Genomic DNA, 16,586 nt, shown 5'->3' with positions numbered 1-16,586 from the left:
CGCCAAGCGTGGCGTTTTTAGAAGCTAGCGCAATAAAGACATAAGCAACCAATACTTTTAAGGCATATCCATAGAACCCTGTCCGGGTATTTGGTTAGCTGTTTTTGGTATTAAGCATTTGACCAATCTAGTATTAGGGTGGCTTCACCAGACCACTGGGCCTAACCGTATTTACTTCACTCATTTCAGCGCCAGCGCGCCTTTGAGCGCAGGCCCGGCAAGGTCAGACTGCATGCCTAATCCACAACTTGATATCTGGGGCAGCGCCCCAAGCGCCCGTTACGAACAACTGGCCGCTCCCTTTCGCCCGCTGTTTGCCCAAATCGGCGCACAAGCCGCCGAAGCTGATGGTTCGCGCAGCCACCTGGGCAAGGTGATCCAGCAACTGAACGCCCTGGGCTTGCCGCGCTGGCGTCTGCCGACCAGCTATGGCGGTCAGGACGCCACGCTGGTTGAGTTGCTCGCCCTGTTGACTGAATTGTCCGCAGCCGACTCCAACATCACCCAGGCCTTGCGCGGGCATTTTGGGTTCTGCGAAGAAGTGCTGGTCTCGAAAAATCTCGACTGGCAGGCCCGCTGGCTGGACACACTCAGCCAGGGCGTTTTACTGTCGCCGGGCAGTACCGAGGTGGGCACGCAGACCCGTGGCGAATTCGAAACCCGCATCCACCGGGCTGAAGACGGCTCGCTGCGTATCAGCGGGAAAAAGTTCTACACCACCGGCGCCCTTTACAGTGACCTGATCAACACCATCGGCACCGGTGACGATGGCACGTTGTACAGCGTAGTGGTCGATCTCAAGGCCCCCGGCGTACAAATCATTGATGACTGGAACGGCTTTGGTCAGCGCCTGACTGCCAGCGGCACCTGCATCTTCGACAACGTGCGAGTGAACGATGAACCCCGCGCCACCGACCAGCGTTTTGCCTATGGCCAATCATTCTTCCAGATCTACCACCTGAGCACCCTGGCCGGCATCGCCCGCCGCGCCGCCTTGAGTGGTGCCGACGAACTGCACAGCCGCTCCAGAACCTTCTCTACGGGCAATGCCGACAGCGCCGCGCAGGACGTGCAATTGCTGCAAGTGATTGGCGAGGTGGCCAGCCAGGCCTATGCAGCACAGGCCATTGCCCGGTACGCGGCGCAGCGCCTGGAAAGCACCGCGCAATACACCATTGCCAGTGAGCAGCCGCTGACCCATGAAGACCCGCAGGTGGCACTGGCCGAACTGGAAGTGTGCCTGGCGGTCAACCCCGTGGTAGACGCCACCCTGGCCGCGACTACGGCGCTGTTCGATGCCCTGGGCGCCAGTGCCACCGCCAGCAACAAGGCGCTGGACCGCCTGTGGCGCAACGCCCGCACCCTGGCCAACCACAACCCCCGGGTCTACAAGTCACGCATTGTCGGCAACTACCTGGTCAACGGCCTGGTGCCCCCTTCGCAGTGGCGGGTGGGGGTGGCCAAGGGCTGATTATTGCGCAGGCGCGGCTTTCAGCTCATTGCCACCCTTAACGGTAATGAGTTGGCTTGCGCTCGCCAGATAAAACCCGGGCAACTTGTAAACGCTCATCAAACAACTGTCGTGAAAAACAAATACAGAATGAGCCGCTGGTTTTTCCGACTACAAATCCTCTAACAGTCTGGAAGTTGACGCTTTCAGCCAGCTTGAGCATAACTTCGTCGCCCATTTAGGCAATTGCGATGTACACCCGTACGTGTACGCTCAACCCACTGCGATGAAGATAAAAACATGAGCACTCTTGTTAAAATCCTGGCGGGGTCAATCCTCGCTGTATCTATAGGCAGCGCGTTCGCAGCAACTGACACCGGTATTGAACACAACACCCGGAACTTCCTTAATGCATTGAATTCCAGTGGCGGCACACCCATCGAGAAGCTCTCGCCTGAAAATGCGCGTGCGGTGCTGGCGAGTGCCCAGTCGGGGGTAGAGCTGACTCTGCCCAAAGCCGATATCAGCCAAAAGACCATTTCCGTCGAGGGTCAGGATATCAACCTGACCATCGTGCGCCCGGCAGGCGTGAAAGGCATCTTGCCCGTGTTCATGTACTTCCACGGTGGCGGCTGGGTGCTGGGAGACTACCCGACCCACGAGCGCCTGATACGCGACCTGGTCGCGGGTTCCGGGGCAGTGGCGGTGTATGTTGACTACACCCCCTCCCCCGAAGCCAGGTACCCGACAGCCATCAACCAGGCCTACGCGGCAACCCAGTGGGTGGCCGAGCACGGCAGCGAAATCAATGTAGACGGCAAACGCCTGGCCGTTGCAGGCAACAGCGTGGGCGGCAATATGGCCGCTGTGGTCAGCCTGATGGCCAAAGACAAAGGCACACCGGCGATCAAATACCAGGTGCTGCTATGGCCAGTGACTGATGCCAACTTTGATACCGGATCCTACAAGCAATTTGCCGAGGGCCACTTTCTCACCCGCAACATGATGAAGTGGTTCTGGGACAACTACACCACCGACCCCAAGCAACGTGCCGACCTCTACGCCTCGCCACTTCGCGCATCGGTGGATCAGTTGAAGGGGCTGCCACCTGCACTGGTACAAACCGCCAGTGCCGATGTACTGCGTGACGAAGGCGAAGCCTACGCCCGCAAGCTGGATCAGGCAGGAGTACCGGTCACTGCGGTTCGCTATAACGGCATGATTCACGACTTTGGTCTTTTGAACGTGGTCAGCCAGGTGCCTGCAGTGCGCTCTGCCATGTTGCAAGCCTCGCAAGAACTCAAGGCACATTTGCAGTAACGCTGAATGCTGGCAATGGCATGAGCGGGCAACCAACCCCATCAGCGCTCACCAAAAGTCCGTCTCGATCAGTCGGGCTTTTATAACCCATAAACAAATTGTTAATTGTCCAGAGCCGCTCCCCCGCAGAACATGACTGCCTGTCACGTCAATTCAGCACAAGGGAACCCTGCTCCATGCATAAGCACACTCGCGCACCGCAGCGCATTGCAATCCACCGCCTGGGCCTGCGCACGGCGGCGGCGGTAGCCATTACCCTGGCGACCCTGAGCGGTGCCCAGGCCGCCACCTCCACTACCGACACCATCAAGGCCTACAAATTGTGTACGGGTGCGGACAACGCCTCCCATGTTCTGCAAGGCCGTATCGACCAGAACATGCGCAACGACGTGACCGCCATCCATTTCAAGCAAAGCCCGGCGCATGCTTCCTATGACTGGCACAACGACCCGGAGCCGCAGTACGTCATCACGTTGTCGGGCACGCTGGCATTCGCGACCCGCAATGGCGAGAAATTCACCCTGCATCCGGGCGAAGTGCTGATCGCCGAAGACAACACCGGTACGGGGCATCGCTGGAGCATGGTCGATGACCAGCCCTGGCGCCGCGGCTACGTGGTGCTTAAACCCTCAGCCAAGGACTCGTTTATCCCCGACGACCCGGTTGCTGCCAAGGTGTGTAGCGGTTCTTAGAAGCGAGCGAAAGGCTATTTGAAAAAATGGCTGGGGGTTTTGCCGAACTGCTTTTTGAACATGTTGGTGAACGCACTCGGACTTTCATACCCCAGTGAAAACGCCACATCGATAATCTTCTCCCCCACCGCCATGCGCTCAACCGCCAGCAGCAAACGCGCCTGCTGGCGCCACTGGCCGAAGGTCATGCCGGTCTCCTTGCGAAACAGGCGCTGGATGGTTTTTTCGTCGAGGCCCAGATGGGTACTCCAGTCAGCCAGCGTCGAACTGTCGGCGGGATTTTTTTGCAACCTGAGGCAAATATCGTTGATGCGATGATCGGCTGGCCGGGGCAGATGCAAGGGTAATGCGGGCAGTAGAGCCAACTCGTCCAGAATCAGCTGCATCACCCGACCTTCGCGGGTGTGCGCGGTATATGGCAGCTTCAGGCCCACGGCAACCTTGATCAACTCGCTCAACAGCGGCGAGATGCTCACGGCCCTTATCTCGGCAGGCAGGTCCACAAGTGCATCGGGTCGCACAAACACACTGCGCATTTTCAGCGGCCCCACACAGCGGATCGAATGAACCCTGCCGCTGGGCATCCACACCCCCCGATTGGAGGGAACAGTCCACTGGCTCGACTCGCTGTAAACCACCATGACACCTGCAATGGCATACAGCAGTTGATGCTTCTCATGAGTATGGGCCGGGATGATCCAGTCCTGAGGATAATCGGTCGCGCTGCCGATCACCGTCCAGTTGCTCCGATCGATCTCCAGCAAAAAATCATTGAGTGGTTTGATCGCGACGCCCCTTTTGCGATGGTTTGCTCCCTTATACAGCGAGACAGGCATGCAGGCGAATTCTAGGATAGCGTCGAGCATTGAGCTCGCACCCCTATCGCCCCGGAAGATTTGCCATGTCTACAACAACCGCATCCCCGGCCTCTGCGTCTGCGTCTGCGTCTGCGTCTGCGTCAGCCTCAGTGGCCCAACAAGCGAGCCCGCTGGTCATGAAGGTGATCGGCGCCTGCGCGCTGGCACATTTGATCAACGACCTGATCCAGGCCGTGCTTCCCTCGATCTATCCCATGCTCAAGGCCAACTATGGGCTCAGCTTTACCCAGGTGGGGCTGATTACCTTGACCTTCCAGCTGACAGCCTCCCTGCTGCAGCCCTGGGTGGGTTATCACACCGATCGCCACCCCAAACCCTGGCTGCTGCCGGCGGGCATGGTGTGCACCTTGATCGGCATCCTGCTGCTGGCCTTTGCCGCCAGCTTTGCGTCGATCCTGGTGGCCTCCGCCCTTGTCGGCATCGGCTCATCGACCTTCCACCCCGAGGCCTCCCGTGTGGCGCGACTGGCGTCAGGCGGGCGCTATGGCCTGGCCCAGTCAACCTTCCAGGTCGGCGGCAACGCCGGTAGCGCATTCGGCCCGCTGCTGGCTGCGGCCATCGTGATCCCTTATGGCCAGGGGCATGTCGCCTGGTTTGGCCTGTTTGCCGCCTTCGCCATCTTCGTGCTGTACGGCTTGAGCCGCTGGTATCGCAACCACCTGGCCCTGTTCAAGCTTAAACAGGGCAGCCAGGCGAGCCACGGCCTGTCCAAGGGACGAGTAACGTTTGCACTGGTGGTGCTCGCAATGCTGGTGTTCTCCAAATACTTCTACATGACCAGCTTTACCAGTTATTTCACGTTCTACCTTATCGAGAAATTTCACCTGTCAGTGGCCAGCTCTCAACTTTACCTGTTCTTGTTCCTCGGCTCAGTGGCAGCAGGTACCTTCTTTGGTGGCCCGATTGGCGACAGGATCGGGCGCAAAAAAGTCATCTGGTTCTCGATCCTGGGGGCAGCCCCTTTTACACTGGCCTTGCCTTATGTGGACCTGTTCTGGACAGGCGTATTGAGCATGGTTATTGGATTTATTCTGGCGTCGGCGTTCTCTGCCATCGTCGTCTATGCCCAGGAACTGGTACCCGGTAACGTCGGCATGATTGCCGGTGTGTTCTTCGGCTTGATGTTCGGTTTTGGCGGGATTGGCGCCGCGTTGCTGGGGCATCTGGCGGACATCCAGGGCATCGAGTATGTGTATGGACTCTGTTCCTACCTGCCGCTGCTGGGGGTATTGACCATCTTGCTGCCGAATACCAAAGGGGTTTGAGGGAGGCCGCGCTGGGAAATCACTACCAGCCTGACGCAACGCATGCAATTAATGGGAGTCACGCAAGAGCTCGGGTTGGGCTCTTGGTGTTCCCTAAGTTAACTCTCAAAGGCTAAGAACCTGCCTTGGCTGAAAGCTTTGTGCTGGGTCTCGTAGTCAGCACTATTAAAATAGATAGTCTTGAATAGCTGTCGCACGAGAAAAAACGCCTTTCAATACCGCTCCGCTGAGGGCAGCACAAACGAAGTTAACAGTTATTAGATAGGCCCCAGTTACTTTCACACCATTTGAGTTTTAATCAGCACAAACTAGGAGGACATCTCCACCTCCCAAACCACCAATTATATGCTGACCATACCCTAACCCCATGGTTCTGCTATGCGCTCCACTTCTTCCAGGAATCGCAGTACTTCCACTGGGTCCCGTTCAACAACCCCTATATAATGCTCATACTCATTAACCAGTAGCGGATAGCCTATAACATGGCTAATTTTAAAAGCTTCAAAAAGACACTTATAATCAGGGCGCGTTTGCGTAATACAAAGCTGCCAGCCGGCTGGAATTCTAGCATCAACCAACTGAAACAGACTGCTCGGAGCCCAGAAAGGTGGTTGCTCAGGCACTCGAACTAAAAAATCCACTCGTTCAAAAACACACAGCAGACCATACACCACATAACTCCCACCAATACTTAAAGGGGAGTAGTCAGTTTGATCAACCTCACCCAAATAGCGCTCCTTGGCTGGAATAGCACTACCGAGATTAGCCTGACATAAGGCAAGCATAGTTTTACTCACTTAAATTTGAAATCATCAATGGCTCCAGTTATGGAGTTTCTTACATAGTGAATTTCGATTCCATTTATATTTTGGGCCGATTTCACCCAACCATCATTTGCCGGCCATCGGGGATCAGTCATTGGGACAGTCAGTGGGCGACCAGCAGCAGGGTTCGAAATAGCCTGCTCCATTGCAAGCTTTTCACTCAAGTTAGCAGGTGCAGACCTACCCGTCGAACCAAGACCTAAAGGTTTGTTCGCTAGCGTAGTTATTTCAGCGCCTTTTACCCCCCAAGACCCGAGGCGCCACAATATACCCGCGAGAGCCGCCCCTGTGAGCTCGCCGGCCATAAACATCCCCCAAGCCTCAACGAACTCAGTAGCCGGTTGGACACCATCAAACCCTTGCCCTCGGGCCAACTCCAGTTGCGCCTGAGCTATTTCATCACCCGTAGCGCCCTTGCTTTGCATATCTGTTGCGAGGGTAGTTGCCGCTTGTCCATACTCAACCAAGCCAGGCGGCAGATGGTTAAGGAAGTTGTACTGCGTCAGGTTCTGCGCAATCCATTTGCCTTTCTCAAGCTTGCTGGCGTCCACATCATGTTGAGCGGCAGCCGCCAGCACACCAACGATCTGGGAACTCATGGTCAGCAGTTTTTCATCACCATTGACCAAGTCATTCAAGTGACCAACCAACACCTCGTTGGCACCTGCGGCCAAGGCACCGGTTTTAAAGTCTCCGCCCGTGGCTTCTGCCAGCAAACCTCCGACCATGGCCTGAATTGCGACCTTTGGCCCTGAGCCATCGGCAAACACACCCTGGGTGTAATCGCCAACAGCGTTGAAACTGGCCGCCGCCAAGGTGTTGAATAGCGCACTTTTCAAGGCATCGCTGATATTGCCACCCTGCCCCAAGGCCTTGCTCAAGGCCAGGGAGGTGCCATTTTGCAGCGTCTGGTTGGCTGCAAATTGCCCAGCGCCTTTCCAGGTGTTGAGGGGGACATTGACCTTGCCTGTGCCCGTATTGGTTTTGCTTGCCGTCAAGTCGTCAAAATAGCCAGCCGTCACACCAGCGGTAACACCTGATATCGCATAGCCCTTCATCGCATCGGATGACGTGACGTCCTTGATCACCGCACCAAGATTTCCGCGATTATTGACGGTACTAACGGTGGCATTCGTTGCCGCGCCTGCAGCTACCGCTCCTGCAGCTGCTGACAAACCAGCCGCGGTGCCCGCAGTCATTGTTCCGGCGGCAACCGCAGCCCCTGTCGCACCGGCCATGGCTCCCATCGCCATAGGCCCAATCACGGCCGCCATCACAATAGCGATAATGATCTGCGAAGCCGGACCCAGCCCCGAGTGGCTGTATTTGAAGCTGTCGTGGATTTCCTTGACCTGACGCCAATCTACATCGCCACGTTTTTCTGCATCCTTGAGCCAGGCTAGTTGAGGGTCAGCCTCGACCATCGCGTCGATGGACTGGCTGACCGATTGTTGGTCAACCTGTCTGATATCGATCTTCAGGCCACCAACAGCTTTAATCGCAATGCTGCCTTCGGCAATCATCTGGGTCTGACGTAAGGTTTCGTCGGTGTTGCCTTTACCCTTGGATGAACCCCAAAACGCATTGTCGTCGCTCTTCTCGTGACTCTCCTGATGCAGATCCTTCACTGCCTCAAACGTCACAGCCCCACCGCTGTTGATCGCGATGTCGTTACCGCTGTTGAGCCTGGCCCCTTGATAAAGCTGATCACCGCCACTGCTTAGGGTCAGGTCACCACCGGTCTTGATTTCGCTACCGATGTTTTTGATGTCGGTAACTTCATCTCGCTTGGTTTTCTTACTCCCCCAACCGCCCTTCTTTTTCATGTCATAAAACGAGTAGTTGCTGTCCTGCGCAGCCAACAGGCTCAACTCGTTATCAGCATGAAGATAGGCCTCGTTGCCTGCACTGATCTTGCTCGCCATCAGCGTCAGGTCTGTTCCCGCAATAGCTAGCAGGTCGCCACCGGCGCTCAGTTCGGCAGACTGCTGAGTCACCTGGTCCGACTGGGTGTTGGTCTTGGTTTTGCCTTTTTTCTCTTTGGCGTAATCATGGTTTTCGTTGGCAGCAGCGGCCAGGGTCAGGCTTTCCCCGGCTGTGACGCTCAAGTCTTTAGCAGCACTGACGGTGCTGGCGATTACGGCGATATCCCGCCGAGCATCGATGCTCAAGTCACCACCGATATCCACTGCCGAGGCGTGTTGTTGGATAGTTTGTTCGGTGCCGCTGCTGCGCCGGCGCTGGTAGTCGTAGCTGTCTTCTTCAGCCCTGCTGGCAATTACCACGTCGCGCCCGGCGACAATGGACGCATCGGCACCGGTTTTGAGGGTGCTGCCGATGCTCGCGATATCGCGCCCAGCGTTGAGTTTGAGGGTGTCCGTGGCTTCAAAGCGGGAGGCGTTGCTCACCACGTCATTGCGCAACTGATAGCCATCGCCTTCACGCTTGAAGGTGGTGACGGTGCGTTCGTTGAGAATGTCGCCGGTCAGCGCGGTTGCATCGATTTCGCGCCCCGCCATCACCCCACCACGGCTGTTGCTGATGGAGTCGGTGGCGAGCATGTCCAGACGGTTGCCGGCCTGCATCAGGCCGCTGTTGTCGAGGGTGTTGGCCACCATGTTCAAGTTGTGCGTGGCCCGCAATGTGCCGCTGTTGTGCAGGTCAGTACCGGAGATCAGGCTGACATCCTGGCCCTGGATCAGCGCGCCGTTAGGGGCCAGGCGGTTGTTGGCCTGGGCCAGGTAAAGCACCGGGGTCAGGACTTTTTGGCCGTTAACCTGAGCCTCTTCCATCCACACAATATCGTGGGTCAGTGCCGCCACTTGTTCGGCGGTCAGGGAAACGCCAAGTTGAAGCTTCAGCGTGTCCTTGTATGAAATGGCGTTGTCCATCAGGTAGCGGAACAGCGCATCGTCGCTGGTAATCCCCTCGATGTAACGCTGACCGGTGCGGGCAACTACCGCTTCACGAATCAGCCGTTGCTCATAAAGCCCATCGCCCAGACGACGATGGGTTGCGTCCGGAGTCATACCCAGCTTGTCGAGCAGGTAGTCGGAACTCATGAACTGCTTGAGGTCGGTAAGTGCCGGGTTGGTTTCGATCAGATACTTGTGGCTATTATCCGCCGCAGGGGTTTCAGGCAGGCCTTGCACCCGAGTGACGCTGTGCGTATTGGTCTCCAGAACCAACGGCCCCTGACCATTCACCGTGGCTGTTACCGGCGGTGTATCGAGGGTAAAACCCCGTTCCTGGGCAGCGTTGTAGCCCAGTGTTTTTTCGCGATCTTGCGCGGCAATTTGGCGGCCTGTGACGCTGAAATCGCCGCCACCTTTGGGAGCATTGTTCGCAGCGTCATCAGTGGCTTGCTGACCACTTAGCCGAAACAAGCCGTTTTGCCCGGTGGGGAGGCTAAATCCCGGCAAGGTCACCGGATTGACTTGCTGTTGTGCCAGATCGGGTGGCAGTTGCGCGGTGATCGCTGGCTTCACAGTCGAGGCAAATACATCGGAACTGGTGTTGTGGTTTCGCCCGGGATTGTTGATATCCGTGGCGTTCGGGCGGATGACGCTGTTGTTGAGTTGTTGCGCGGCATTGACCGCGACGGAGCCTGCCGCCTGGATAACCGCCTGGGCAATAACACTCCCCGAGGTCGGTACGACATAGGTGCTGGTCTCGATAAAGTTGCCGATACCGGCCATGACCTGAGCTACGGTCATATCACCCGGGCGGTAGTTTGCCGAAGTTGGGTTGTTGTACTGGTTGAATTGGTCACGGCGGCTGATGAAGGTGTTGTAGAAACCACGATCACGGGTATACATCGCCGAATTCAGATGGCGCACCTCCCCTCCCGCAGCACCGGTGTTGTTCAGGACATCAGTGTTGATAAGGATGTTTTTTGCCGCCGAGACCGAGCTGTAGAGGTTGTCGAAGGTTTGACTGCCCACTGTCAGATCCCCCCCTGCGTTAATAAACGCCGAGGCCGAACTGCCGGTTATCACATCTTCATAGCGCTCTACCGAGGTGAAACTGAGCGAGCAGCCTTTACCCTTGCAGAAATCGTTGGAGTAGACGTTGATGTTGCCCGATACCAGTTTCTTTTCTGTACTGAATTGATCGCGGCGGTTACTCAGGCTGCCTGCCAGCAGACGCATATCGCCGATGCTTTCCAGGGTGCCTGAGATATTTTCGATCAGGGCACTGCGGCCGTTCGTGTCGTCCCGTGCGATGTCCAGGTCACCCAGGCTGTAGACATCGCCGAAGCGGTTGCTGAAGTCATTGACCCGCACCGTCATGTCGTTGCCGCTGAAAATCAGGCCTTGGTCGTTGCCCAGGTGAGCAGCGTTCAACCGCACCTTTTCGGCACCACCCAGGGTGCCGTAGTTGTTCAATTTACTGGCGTTGACCGTCAGGTCGCCTGCCGATGTCAGGCGGCCATGGTTGTTCAAGGTCGTGCTGTTGATGTGGGTAGTGGCGCCACTGGCAATCCGGGCGGTGTCGCCCAGGTTCATGCTGGAGCTGGCAAGGTGCATGTCGCCCAGACTGCTGATGCGACCGTTGCCGCTGTAGTCACCGGTAAGGGTCAGCTCAAGGCTACCGTCACTGGCCAGGAGACCTTCGTTGATCCAGGTGTCACCTTTGCCGCTCAAACGTTGCGAGCCCAGCAACTGACCGCTGGCTGTCTGAGTGAACTGACCGATATCAAGGTTCAGGCGACCGGCCTGGATGACACTGCTGTTGGTCCAGCTCGCCGCCTTGATATCCAGCTGGCCATTGGTCACGAAGCTGCCGCCCGCGCGGGTGACTTGATCTGAAGCCAGGTCAAATTTACCGCTGCCGCTGTGCAGGACGCGACCACCGTTGTTGTCCAGCGCTGATGCTTGCAGGTTGAGGTATGGGTTGGTGCTTTCGAGCACACCAAAACGATTATCCAGCTGGCCCGAGGCGCTGATGTACGAGGTGCCCGTGCGCCCCATGGCCCGCAAGGTGCCGTTTACGTTGCTGATATCACGCGCGGCTAGACGCAGCGTTTCATCGCTTTCGATCAAGCCGAAACTATTGCTCAAAGATCCCGCAAGACTAAACTCGATGTCCTTCGCACCGACTTTTCCTCCGTTTCCTTCAGTTGTCCCTTGGTTGTCGAAGTGCTCAGCCGTGACTTTGAGCCGGGTATCGGCATAGATACCACCGCCCTGATTATTGAACGTACTGGTAACAATGCGGTTTTCGCCGCCCAGTGCAGATAAGTGCCCCATCTGATTGAGCAGTCCGCCTGTGGCGTCGATATCCAGGGATTGCGCCTGGGTGATCCCACCGCTGTTGTCGAACAAGCCGGTGACCAGTTTTATCCAGCCCTTGTTGCTGTTGAGCACACCGCCTGCATCGTTGGCGATACTGGCCGCTTCAAGGTTCACATTGGCGCTCAGGCTGTCGACCTTGCCGCCCTGGTTATTCAAGGCATCACCAAGGTGCAGACTATTATCGGCCTGGCTTTGCAGCGTGCCTTGCTGGTTGTTGAGGGCGCGGGCAGCCAGGTCGAGTCGACCTTTTTGACTGAAGATCAAACCGGCCTGCTGGTTGTGTACATCACCAGCCAACAGTTTGATAACCAGGTCTTTCTGGCTGGCCAGGGTGCCTTGGTCGCGGTTGTCCAGATCACCGTTGGTGAGAGTCAGATCAAGCTGATCCTGGCTGGCCAGTTGACCGCCACGGTTATCCAGACTGGCCGCATTGAGCAGCAGGGCCGCACCACTGGCCAAGCGCGCGTTATTGGCGTTGATCAATGCACCGCTCAAGGTGCCTTTGAGGGTTCCCTGGCTGATCAGTTGCCCAGCGCTGTTGTCCACGCTCCGACCTGTGAGGGTGATATTGGCAGCGTTGACTTTGCCTTTACGGTTGCTCAGCTCAGTCCGCACGTGGTTGAAATCCAGATCTCTTGCGGACGAAATCAAACCGTCATTACTGTTGTCCAGACCACCCGCGATGCTGAGCGTTAGGTCATCCTGGCCCGAAATAATGCCCTGGTTGTTATTCAGACTCGCGGCACTGACATGTTGCTTGCCATGGCTGACCAGCGCGCCCGCGCCGTGGTTATCCAAAGCATCTGTGAGGACAACCTGCAGGGTGCCGTCCTTGCTCGACAGGGTGCCTTGGACGCTGTTGTCCAAGCTGTCGCCAATCACCTTCAGGCCATTCCAGCCGGAGATCAAGCCGTGGTCGGAGTTGACCACATGCCCAGCCTCAAGGCGCAATTGGTCGGTGCTGAGGATGACGCCGCGATCACCGTTATCGATGTGTTTGGCCCCCAGGGTGAATGCGTTCTGACTGGAGATTTCCCCGTGTTCACGGTTGGTCAGGGCGACCAGACGTGCAAAGGTCAGCGGGCCGTTGGCCCTGATCAAACCACCCCTGTTGTCCAGATCCCCGCCTTGCAGGTCAATGGCCACGGCACGCTCGCCGACCAGGCGACCCTGGCGCTGAATCAACTGTTGAACGGTGAGTTCCAGGTCGCCCTTGGCCGAGATTTCCCCGCCCCGGCTTGAGGTCACATGTTGACCCGCCAAAGCAAGATCGCCTTGGCTGTTGATCAGGCCTGCGCTGTTTTCAAGGTCAGCGGTGGTCAGATTCAACGCCCGCTGGCTGCCGATTACCCCTTCACGGTTATCCACGTTGCCAGCCGTGACAATCATGGAGCCATCGCTGGCTAAACTGCCGCCCTGGCGATTGTCCAGCGCTCCCGTGTTGAGGGTCTGGTGGGCACCGGCGAAGAGTCGTCCCTTGTCGCTGTTGTTCAATGACCCGGAGGCCACTTCAAGTGTGGTCGCGGCCGTGATCATGCCTTGGTTGCGATTGTCCAGAACCCCCTCAACCTTGAGGTTGAGGTCGCCATGACTGGCGAGCGCCCCACCGGACCGGTTGTCCAGGCTGGCGGTCGCCACTTGTAATACGTTCTGCGCCGACAGCACCCCTTTGACACTGTTATCCAGTGCATGGGCCACGTGCAGTTGAAGGCTATCGGCACTGATGACCTTGCCGCCTCGGTTGTTCAGCGAATCTGCCGCCAGCACAAATGACTGCGTGCTGGAAATCTCGCCGCCCTGGCTGTTGTCGACCACGCCCAAGTTGCTTAGCAGCAACTGCCCTGGTGTCGCAATCAATCCTCGGTTGCGGTTGATCAAAACCCCATGATTGAGGTTCAGATTGATGCCCGTGTTGCTGACCAGTTCGCCCCGATCGTGTTGATCCAGTCCGGTCAGCGTTGCGTTAACCGTGGACTTGGCGAAGATCGAACCTTGCTGGCTGTTGTTCAGTTGACCGCCATCAAGGGTGATCCCGGCGTCACTTTTAATACTGCCTTGCTGACTGTTGTCCAGGTTCGCGCTGAGGATATCAATGCTGTTTCTGGCACTGATGACACCGCCCTGGCTGTTGTTAAGGTCGCCGCTGTACAGGCTGGCCGTACCATCCGCCAGCAGTTTGCCGGCCTGATTATTCAATAGGCCCCGAGTGGTGACCGACAACGCCTTGGCTGCGGAGAGAATACCGCCCTGGCCATTATCCAGACTGGCAGCGTTTACTCTCAGGTTTCCCTCGCTGACAAGTTCGCCCTGGAAATGGTTAAGCAGATCCTCAGTCAAATTGACTTGAATATTTTTTTGGCTGGTGAGGCGTCCACCCGAGCTGTTATCCAGCTGGCCACCGTTCAATACCAGCCCTTCGCGACCTGCCAGCAGCCCTTTGTTCTGATTGAGAAGCCGTTGCACCGTCAGGTTCAGGCCGCTGTCGGCAATCACTTTACCGCCACTGTTATTCAGAAAATCAGCAGCCAGCAGTACCTTGGCCTGGCTGGAAATCTCGCCTCGCTGATTGAGCAGAGTTTGGCCGTGCAGGGCCACGCCTTTATCAGCGGCGATCAGGCCGCCGTTGCGGTTGTCCAGCGTGGTGGTTTTGAGTGCCAGTGCACCTTCGCTGACCAGCTCACCACCTTGTTGATTCAGGACACCAACCGTGACCTGCAGACCGCCCTTGGCACTGATCCGCCCGGCGCCGTTTTCGATCTGGTTGGCATTGAGGGCCAAAAGACCCTCGCTGCTCAGTTTGCCGCCGGTGTTATCCAGACGGTCCAACTCAACACGGGCACCTGCCTTGCTGCTGATAACGCCTTTTTGGCTGTTATCAACGCGGCCACCCCTCAGGGTCAGTGCTCCATCAGCGATCACCAGGCCTGCGTGATTGACCAGGGCATCGCTGTGCAACGTCAGGCCTGTTTTGCTGGAGATCAGTCCTGCCTGGGAGTTGTACAACTGACCAGTCGTGATCTGCTGAGCCCCCTGACTGACCAGATTGCCTTTGTTGCGGTTGTCGAGCAGACCGGTGATGGATGCGGTCAAGCCGACCTGGCTGGACAAAGAACCTTGGCCACTGTTATCCAGGCTGGCGGCCTGAACTGTCAGCCAGTCAACAGCAGAAAAAATGCCGAGACGATTATCGATTGCGCCGCTGGCCGTCACGTTAAGGTTGCTGCCCAACAACGTGCCTGAGCGGTTGTCCAGGGTCGTGGTAGTGATAAGGGTTTGGCTGGCCGATAGTTCACCCGACCGGTTGCTCAGGTGTCCGGCCGTCACGCTGGCCCGCTCGGTGCTGGCGATCAGGCCCATGTCGTTGGTCAGTTGACCAGCGTTGAGTTTCAAGTCGTTGAGGCCAATCACTCGGCCATTTTGGTTTTCCAGAGCCGCCAGTACCGTGACGTCTGCGCTGTTAGTGCTGTGCAGCAAGCCATCGGCTCGGTTGTCCAGGCGGGTAGCGTTGACGTTGAGTGTGTCAGTGCCGAGGATGCGGCCCCCACGGTTATCGAGGTGACCGGCAGTGACCGATGTTTTCGGGCCGCTTAACGTACCCGTTTGGTTGTCCAGCGTTTGTGTGGCGGCCACCGTCAAGGCACGACTGGCAACTATGCTATTGGTATTGCTTAGATTGGCTGCTGAAAGGCTGATATCACCTGTGGTATTGCGGGTGTTGTCTGCGTTGACCCCGGCTTCGATGATGCCGTTATTGGTCAACTGGCCACCACTGCTGAGGGTAATGCTGTCCCGTGCGGCGAGGCTTTTTTGGTTGTTCAGTGCCGTTGTGGTTTGTACATCAAGCCGAGTGCCAGCATCGACCGGGCCCTGGGCATCGAGGCTCGCCGCTTTGACATTGATAGCCCCACTTGCCGAGGCTTGGGCCATGCGCAAATGCCCATTGGCGTCGAGCACAATATCGCCACCACTGGCCGCCAGGGTGCCGTCCAGCTTCACGCCGACACCCGCTTGCGTACCTACCAGCTTGATAGCACCTGCATACATGCCGCCCAGTACAGATGAATCGATGGCCAATTCAGGTTTTGCACTGCCGTCGTCGACCCGAGCGGTGATGGCAAGAGTCTGGGCACTGACGTCATTACGCCCGGCAATGACGGTCAAATTGCGTGCATTGATCTGCGCATTGATTCTGGCTGTGCGGGTAATGATTTCGAAGCTGTCAACGTTGCTCGCGTTCAAGCCCTGACCGTCGATGGTCACGGCGCCGCCATCCACCTGATAACGATCCAGGTGGCCGTTATCCAGGACGGGCTTGCCGGTGCTCAGGGTGACGCTAGGGGTGTTGATAAAACCGCAGCCATTACAGGTAATGCCGTAGGGGTTGGCCACGATCACCTTGGCCGACTGCCCCGCCACTTCGGTATAGCCGCGCAGCTGGCTGGGGCTGCCGCCGCTGACTTCGTTGAGGATGATGTTGGCAGCATTGCCATGCAGGTTCGGGTTGCCGAGGATGATGCCGCCCAGTTGTGTCGACTGGGTGCGATCGGTGGCGTTGTTGAGGATCAGGCCATTGGCACCGACGTTGTAATCATTGAACTGGTTATGCGACAGCCCGCTGCCATTGGGTGCTGCAATATTGATGATCGGGACGCCATTACCCGCTGTTTGCAGACTGGTGCCTGGCCCGCTGACGACGATACCTTCGGCCTGCACCAGCAGTGGCTGCCAGAACATCGCGTTGGCCAGAATAAAGGCCAGGCCATGCTTGGGCATGCCCAGGAAGGATTCTCGGGGTTGCAGGGCCGCGGAGGGCTGGCGAGCCAAAAAGGCCAGGTGACGGTCGTCCATGTCAGTTTCTCG

The 16,586-nt window shown here is 57.3% G+C and carries 8 protein-coding genes; 4 read left to right on the top strand and 4 right to left on the bottom strand.

Going from position 1 to position 16,586, the window contains the following annotated elements; translation table 11 throughout:
• Window positions 1-232: 232 nt before the first annotated feature.
• Entirely contained in the window at window positions 233-1,471 is a 1,239-nt protein-coding gene (locus tag EQV96_RS09610; RefSeq protein WP_138738467.1) for an acyl-CoA dehydrogenase family protein, read from the top strand.
• 37 nt (window positions 1,472-1,508) lie between these two features.
• Here EQV96_RS09610 and EQV96_RS09605 read toward each other — a convergent pair whose 3' ends face one another.
• The gene (locus EQV96_RS09605) at window positions 1,509-1,688 is read right to left on the bottom strand and encodes a hypothetical protein (RefSeq protein WP_143518471.1); all 180 of its coding nucleotides are present in this window, start codon (window positions 1,686-1,688) and stop codon (window positions 1,509-1,511) included.
• Between the two features lie 62 nt (window positions 1,689-1,750).
• Here EQV96_RS09605 and EQV96_RS09600 point away from each other — a divergent pair, with 62 nt between their 5' ends.
• Both EQV96_RS09600 and EQV96_RS09595 read left to right on the top strand, forming a co-directional pair.
• Window positions 1,751-2,770, top strand: a complete 1,020-nt coding sequence (locus EQV96_RS09600) for an alpha/beta hydrolase (RefSeq protein WP_095026557.1) — start codon at window positions 1,751-1,753, stop codon at window positions 2,768-2,770.
• A gap of 176 nt (window positions 2,771-2,946) precedes the next feature.
• Window positions 2,947-3,462 carry a cupin domain-containing protein gene (locus EQV96_RS09595; protein ID WP_095026558.1) on the top strand — a complete coding sequence of 172 codons (516 nt, stop codon included), beginning with the start codon at window positions 2,947-2,949 and terminating at the stop codon, window positions 3,460-3,462.
• A 14-nt stretch (window positions 3,463-3,476) separates the two neighbouring features.
• Here the strand turns inward: EQV96_RS09595 and EQV96_RS09590 are convergent, their stop codons facing one another.
• Window positions 3,477-4,298, bottom strand: a complete 822-nt coding sequence (locus tag EQV96_RS09590; RefSeq protein ID WP_095001756.1) for a helix-turn-helix transcriptional regulator — start codon at window positions 4,296-4,298, stop codon at window positions 3,477-3,479.
• Window positions 4,299-4,363: 65 nt separating this feature from the next.
• On the opposite strand from EQV96_RS09590, the gene EQV96_RS09585 reads away from it, so the two are divergent.
• Entirely contained in the window at window positions 4,364-5,605 is a 1,242-nt protein-coding gene (locus EQV96_RS09585; protein WP_179292405.1) for an MFS transporter, read from the top strand.
• Window positions 5,606-5,964: 359 nt separating this feature from the next.
• Here the strand turns inward: EQV96_RS09585 and EQV96_RS09580 are convergent, their stop codons facing one another.
• Window positions 5,965-6,390, bottom strand: a complete 426-nt coding sequence (locus tag EQV96_RS09580) for a hypothetical protein (RefSeq protein WP_143518580.1) — start codon at window positions 6,388-6,390, stop codon at window positions 5,965-5,967.
• An 8-nt stretch (window positions 6,391-6,398) separates the two neighbouring features.
• Window positions 6,399-16,574 (bottom strand): DUF637 domain-containing protein, encoded by a 10,176-nt coding sequence (locus EQV96_RS09575; RefSeq protein WP_240881878.1) that lies wholly within the window; start codon window positions 16,572-16,574, stop codon window positions 6,399-6,401.
• Window positions 16,575-16,586 lie beyond the last annotated feature (12 nt).

Source organism: Pseudomonas sp. TMW22080, from assembly GCF_022496745.1.
GTDB classification, from domain to species: Bacteria; Pseudomonadota; Gammaproteobacteria; order Pseudomonadales; family Pseudomonadaceae; genus Aquipseudomonas; species Aquipseudomonas bubulae.
The sequence above is the reverse complement of the archived record's forward strand: the minus strand, read 5'-3'. Positions and strand labels throughout refer to the sequence as shown.

Excerpts from the sequence above, each read along its gene's own strand:
- EQV96_RS09595 (WP_095026558.1), top strand. The coding sequence starts at position 2,947 with ATGCATAAGCACACTCGCGCACCGCAGCGCATTGCAATCCACCGCCTG.
- EQV96_RS09605 (WP_143518471.1), bottom strand. The coding sequence starts at position 1,688 with ATGGGCGACGAAGTTATGCTCAAGCTGGCTGAAAGCGTCAACTTCCAG.
- EQV96_RS09610 (WP_138738467.1), top strand. The coding sequence starts at position 233 with ATGCCTAATCCACAACTTGATATCTGGGGCAGCGCCCCAAGCGCCCGT.
- EQV96_RS09590 (WP_095001756.1), bottom strand. The coding sequence starts at position 4,298 with ATGCCTGTCTCGCTGTATAAGGGAGCAAACCATCGCAAAAGGGGCGTC.
- EQV96_RS09600 (WP_095026557.1), top strand. The coding sequence starts at position 1,751 with ATGAGCACTCTTGTTAAAATCCTGGCGGGGTCAATCCTCGCTGTATCT.
- EQV96_RS09575 (WP_240881878.1), bottom strand. The coding sequence starts at position 16,574 with ATGGACGACCGTCACCTGGCCTTTTTGGCTCGCCAGCCCTCCGCGGCC.
- EQV96_RS09585 (WP_179292405.1), top strand. The coding sequence starts at position 4,364 with ATGTCTACAACAACCGCATCCCCGGCCTCTGCGTCTGCGTCTGCGTCT.
- EQV96_RS09580 (WP_143518580.1), bottom strand. The coding sequence starts at position 6,390 with ATGCTTGCCTTATGTCAGGCTAATCTCGGTAGTGCTATTCCAGCCAAG.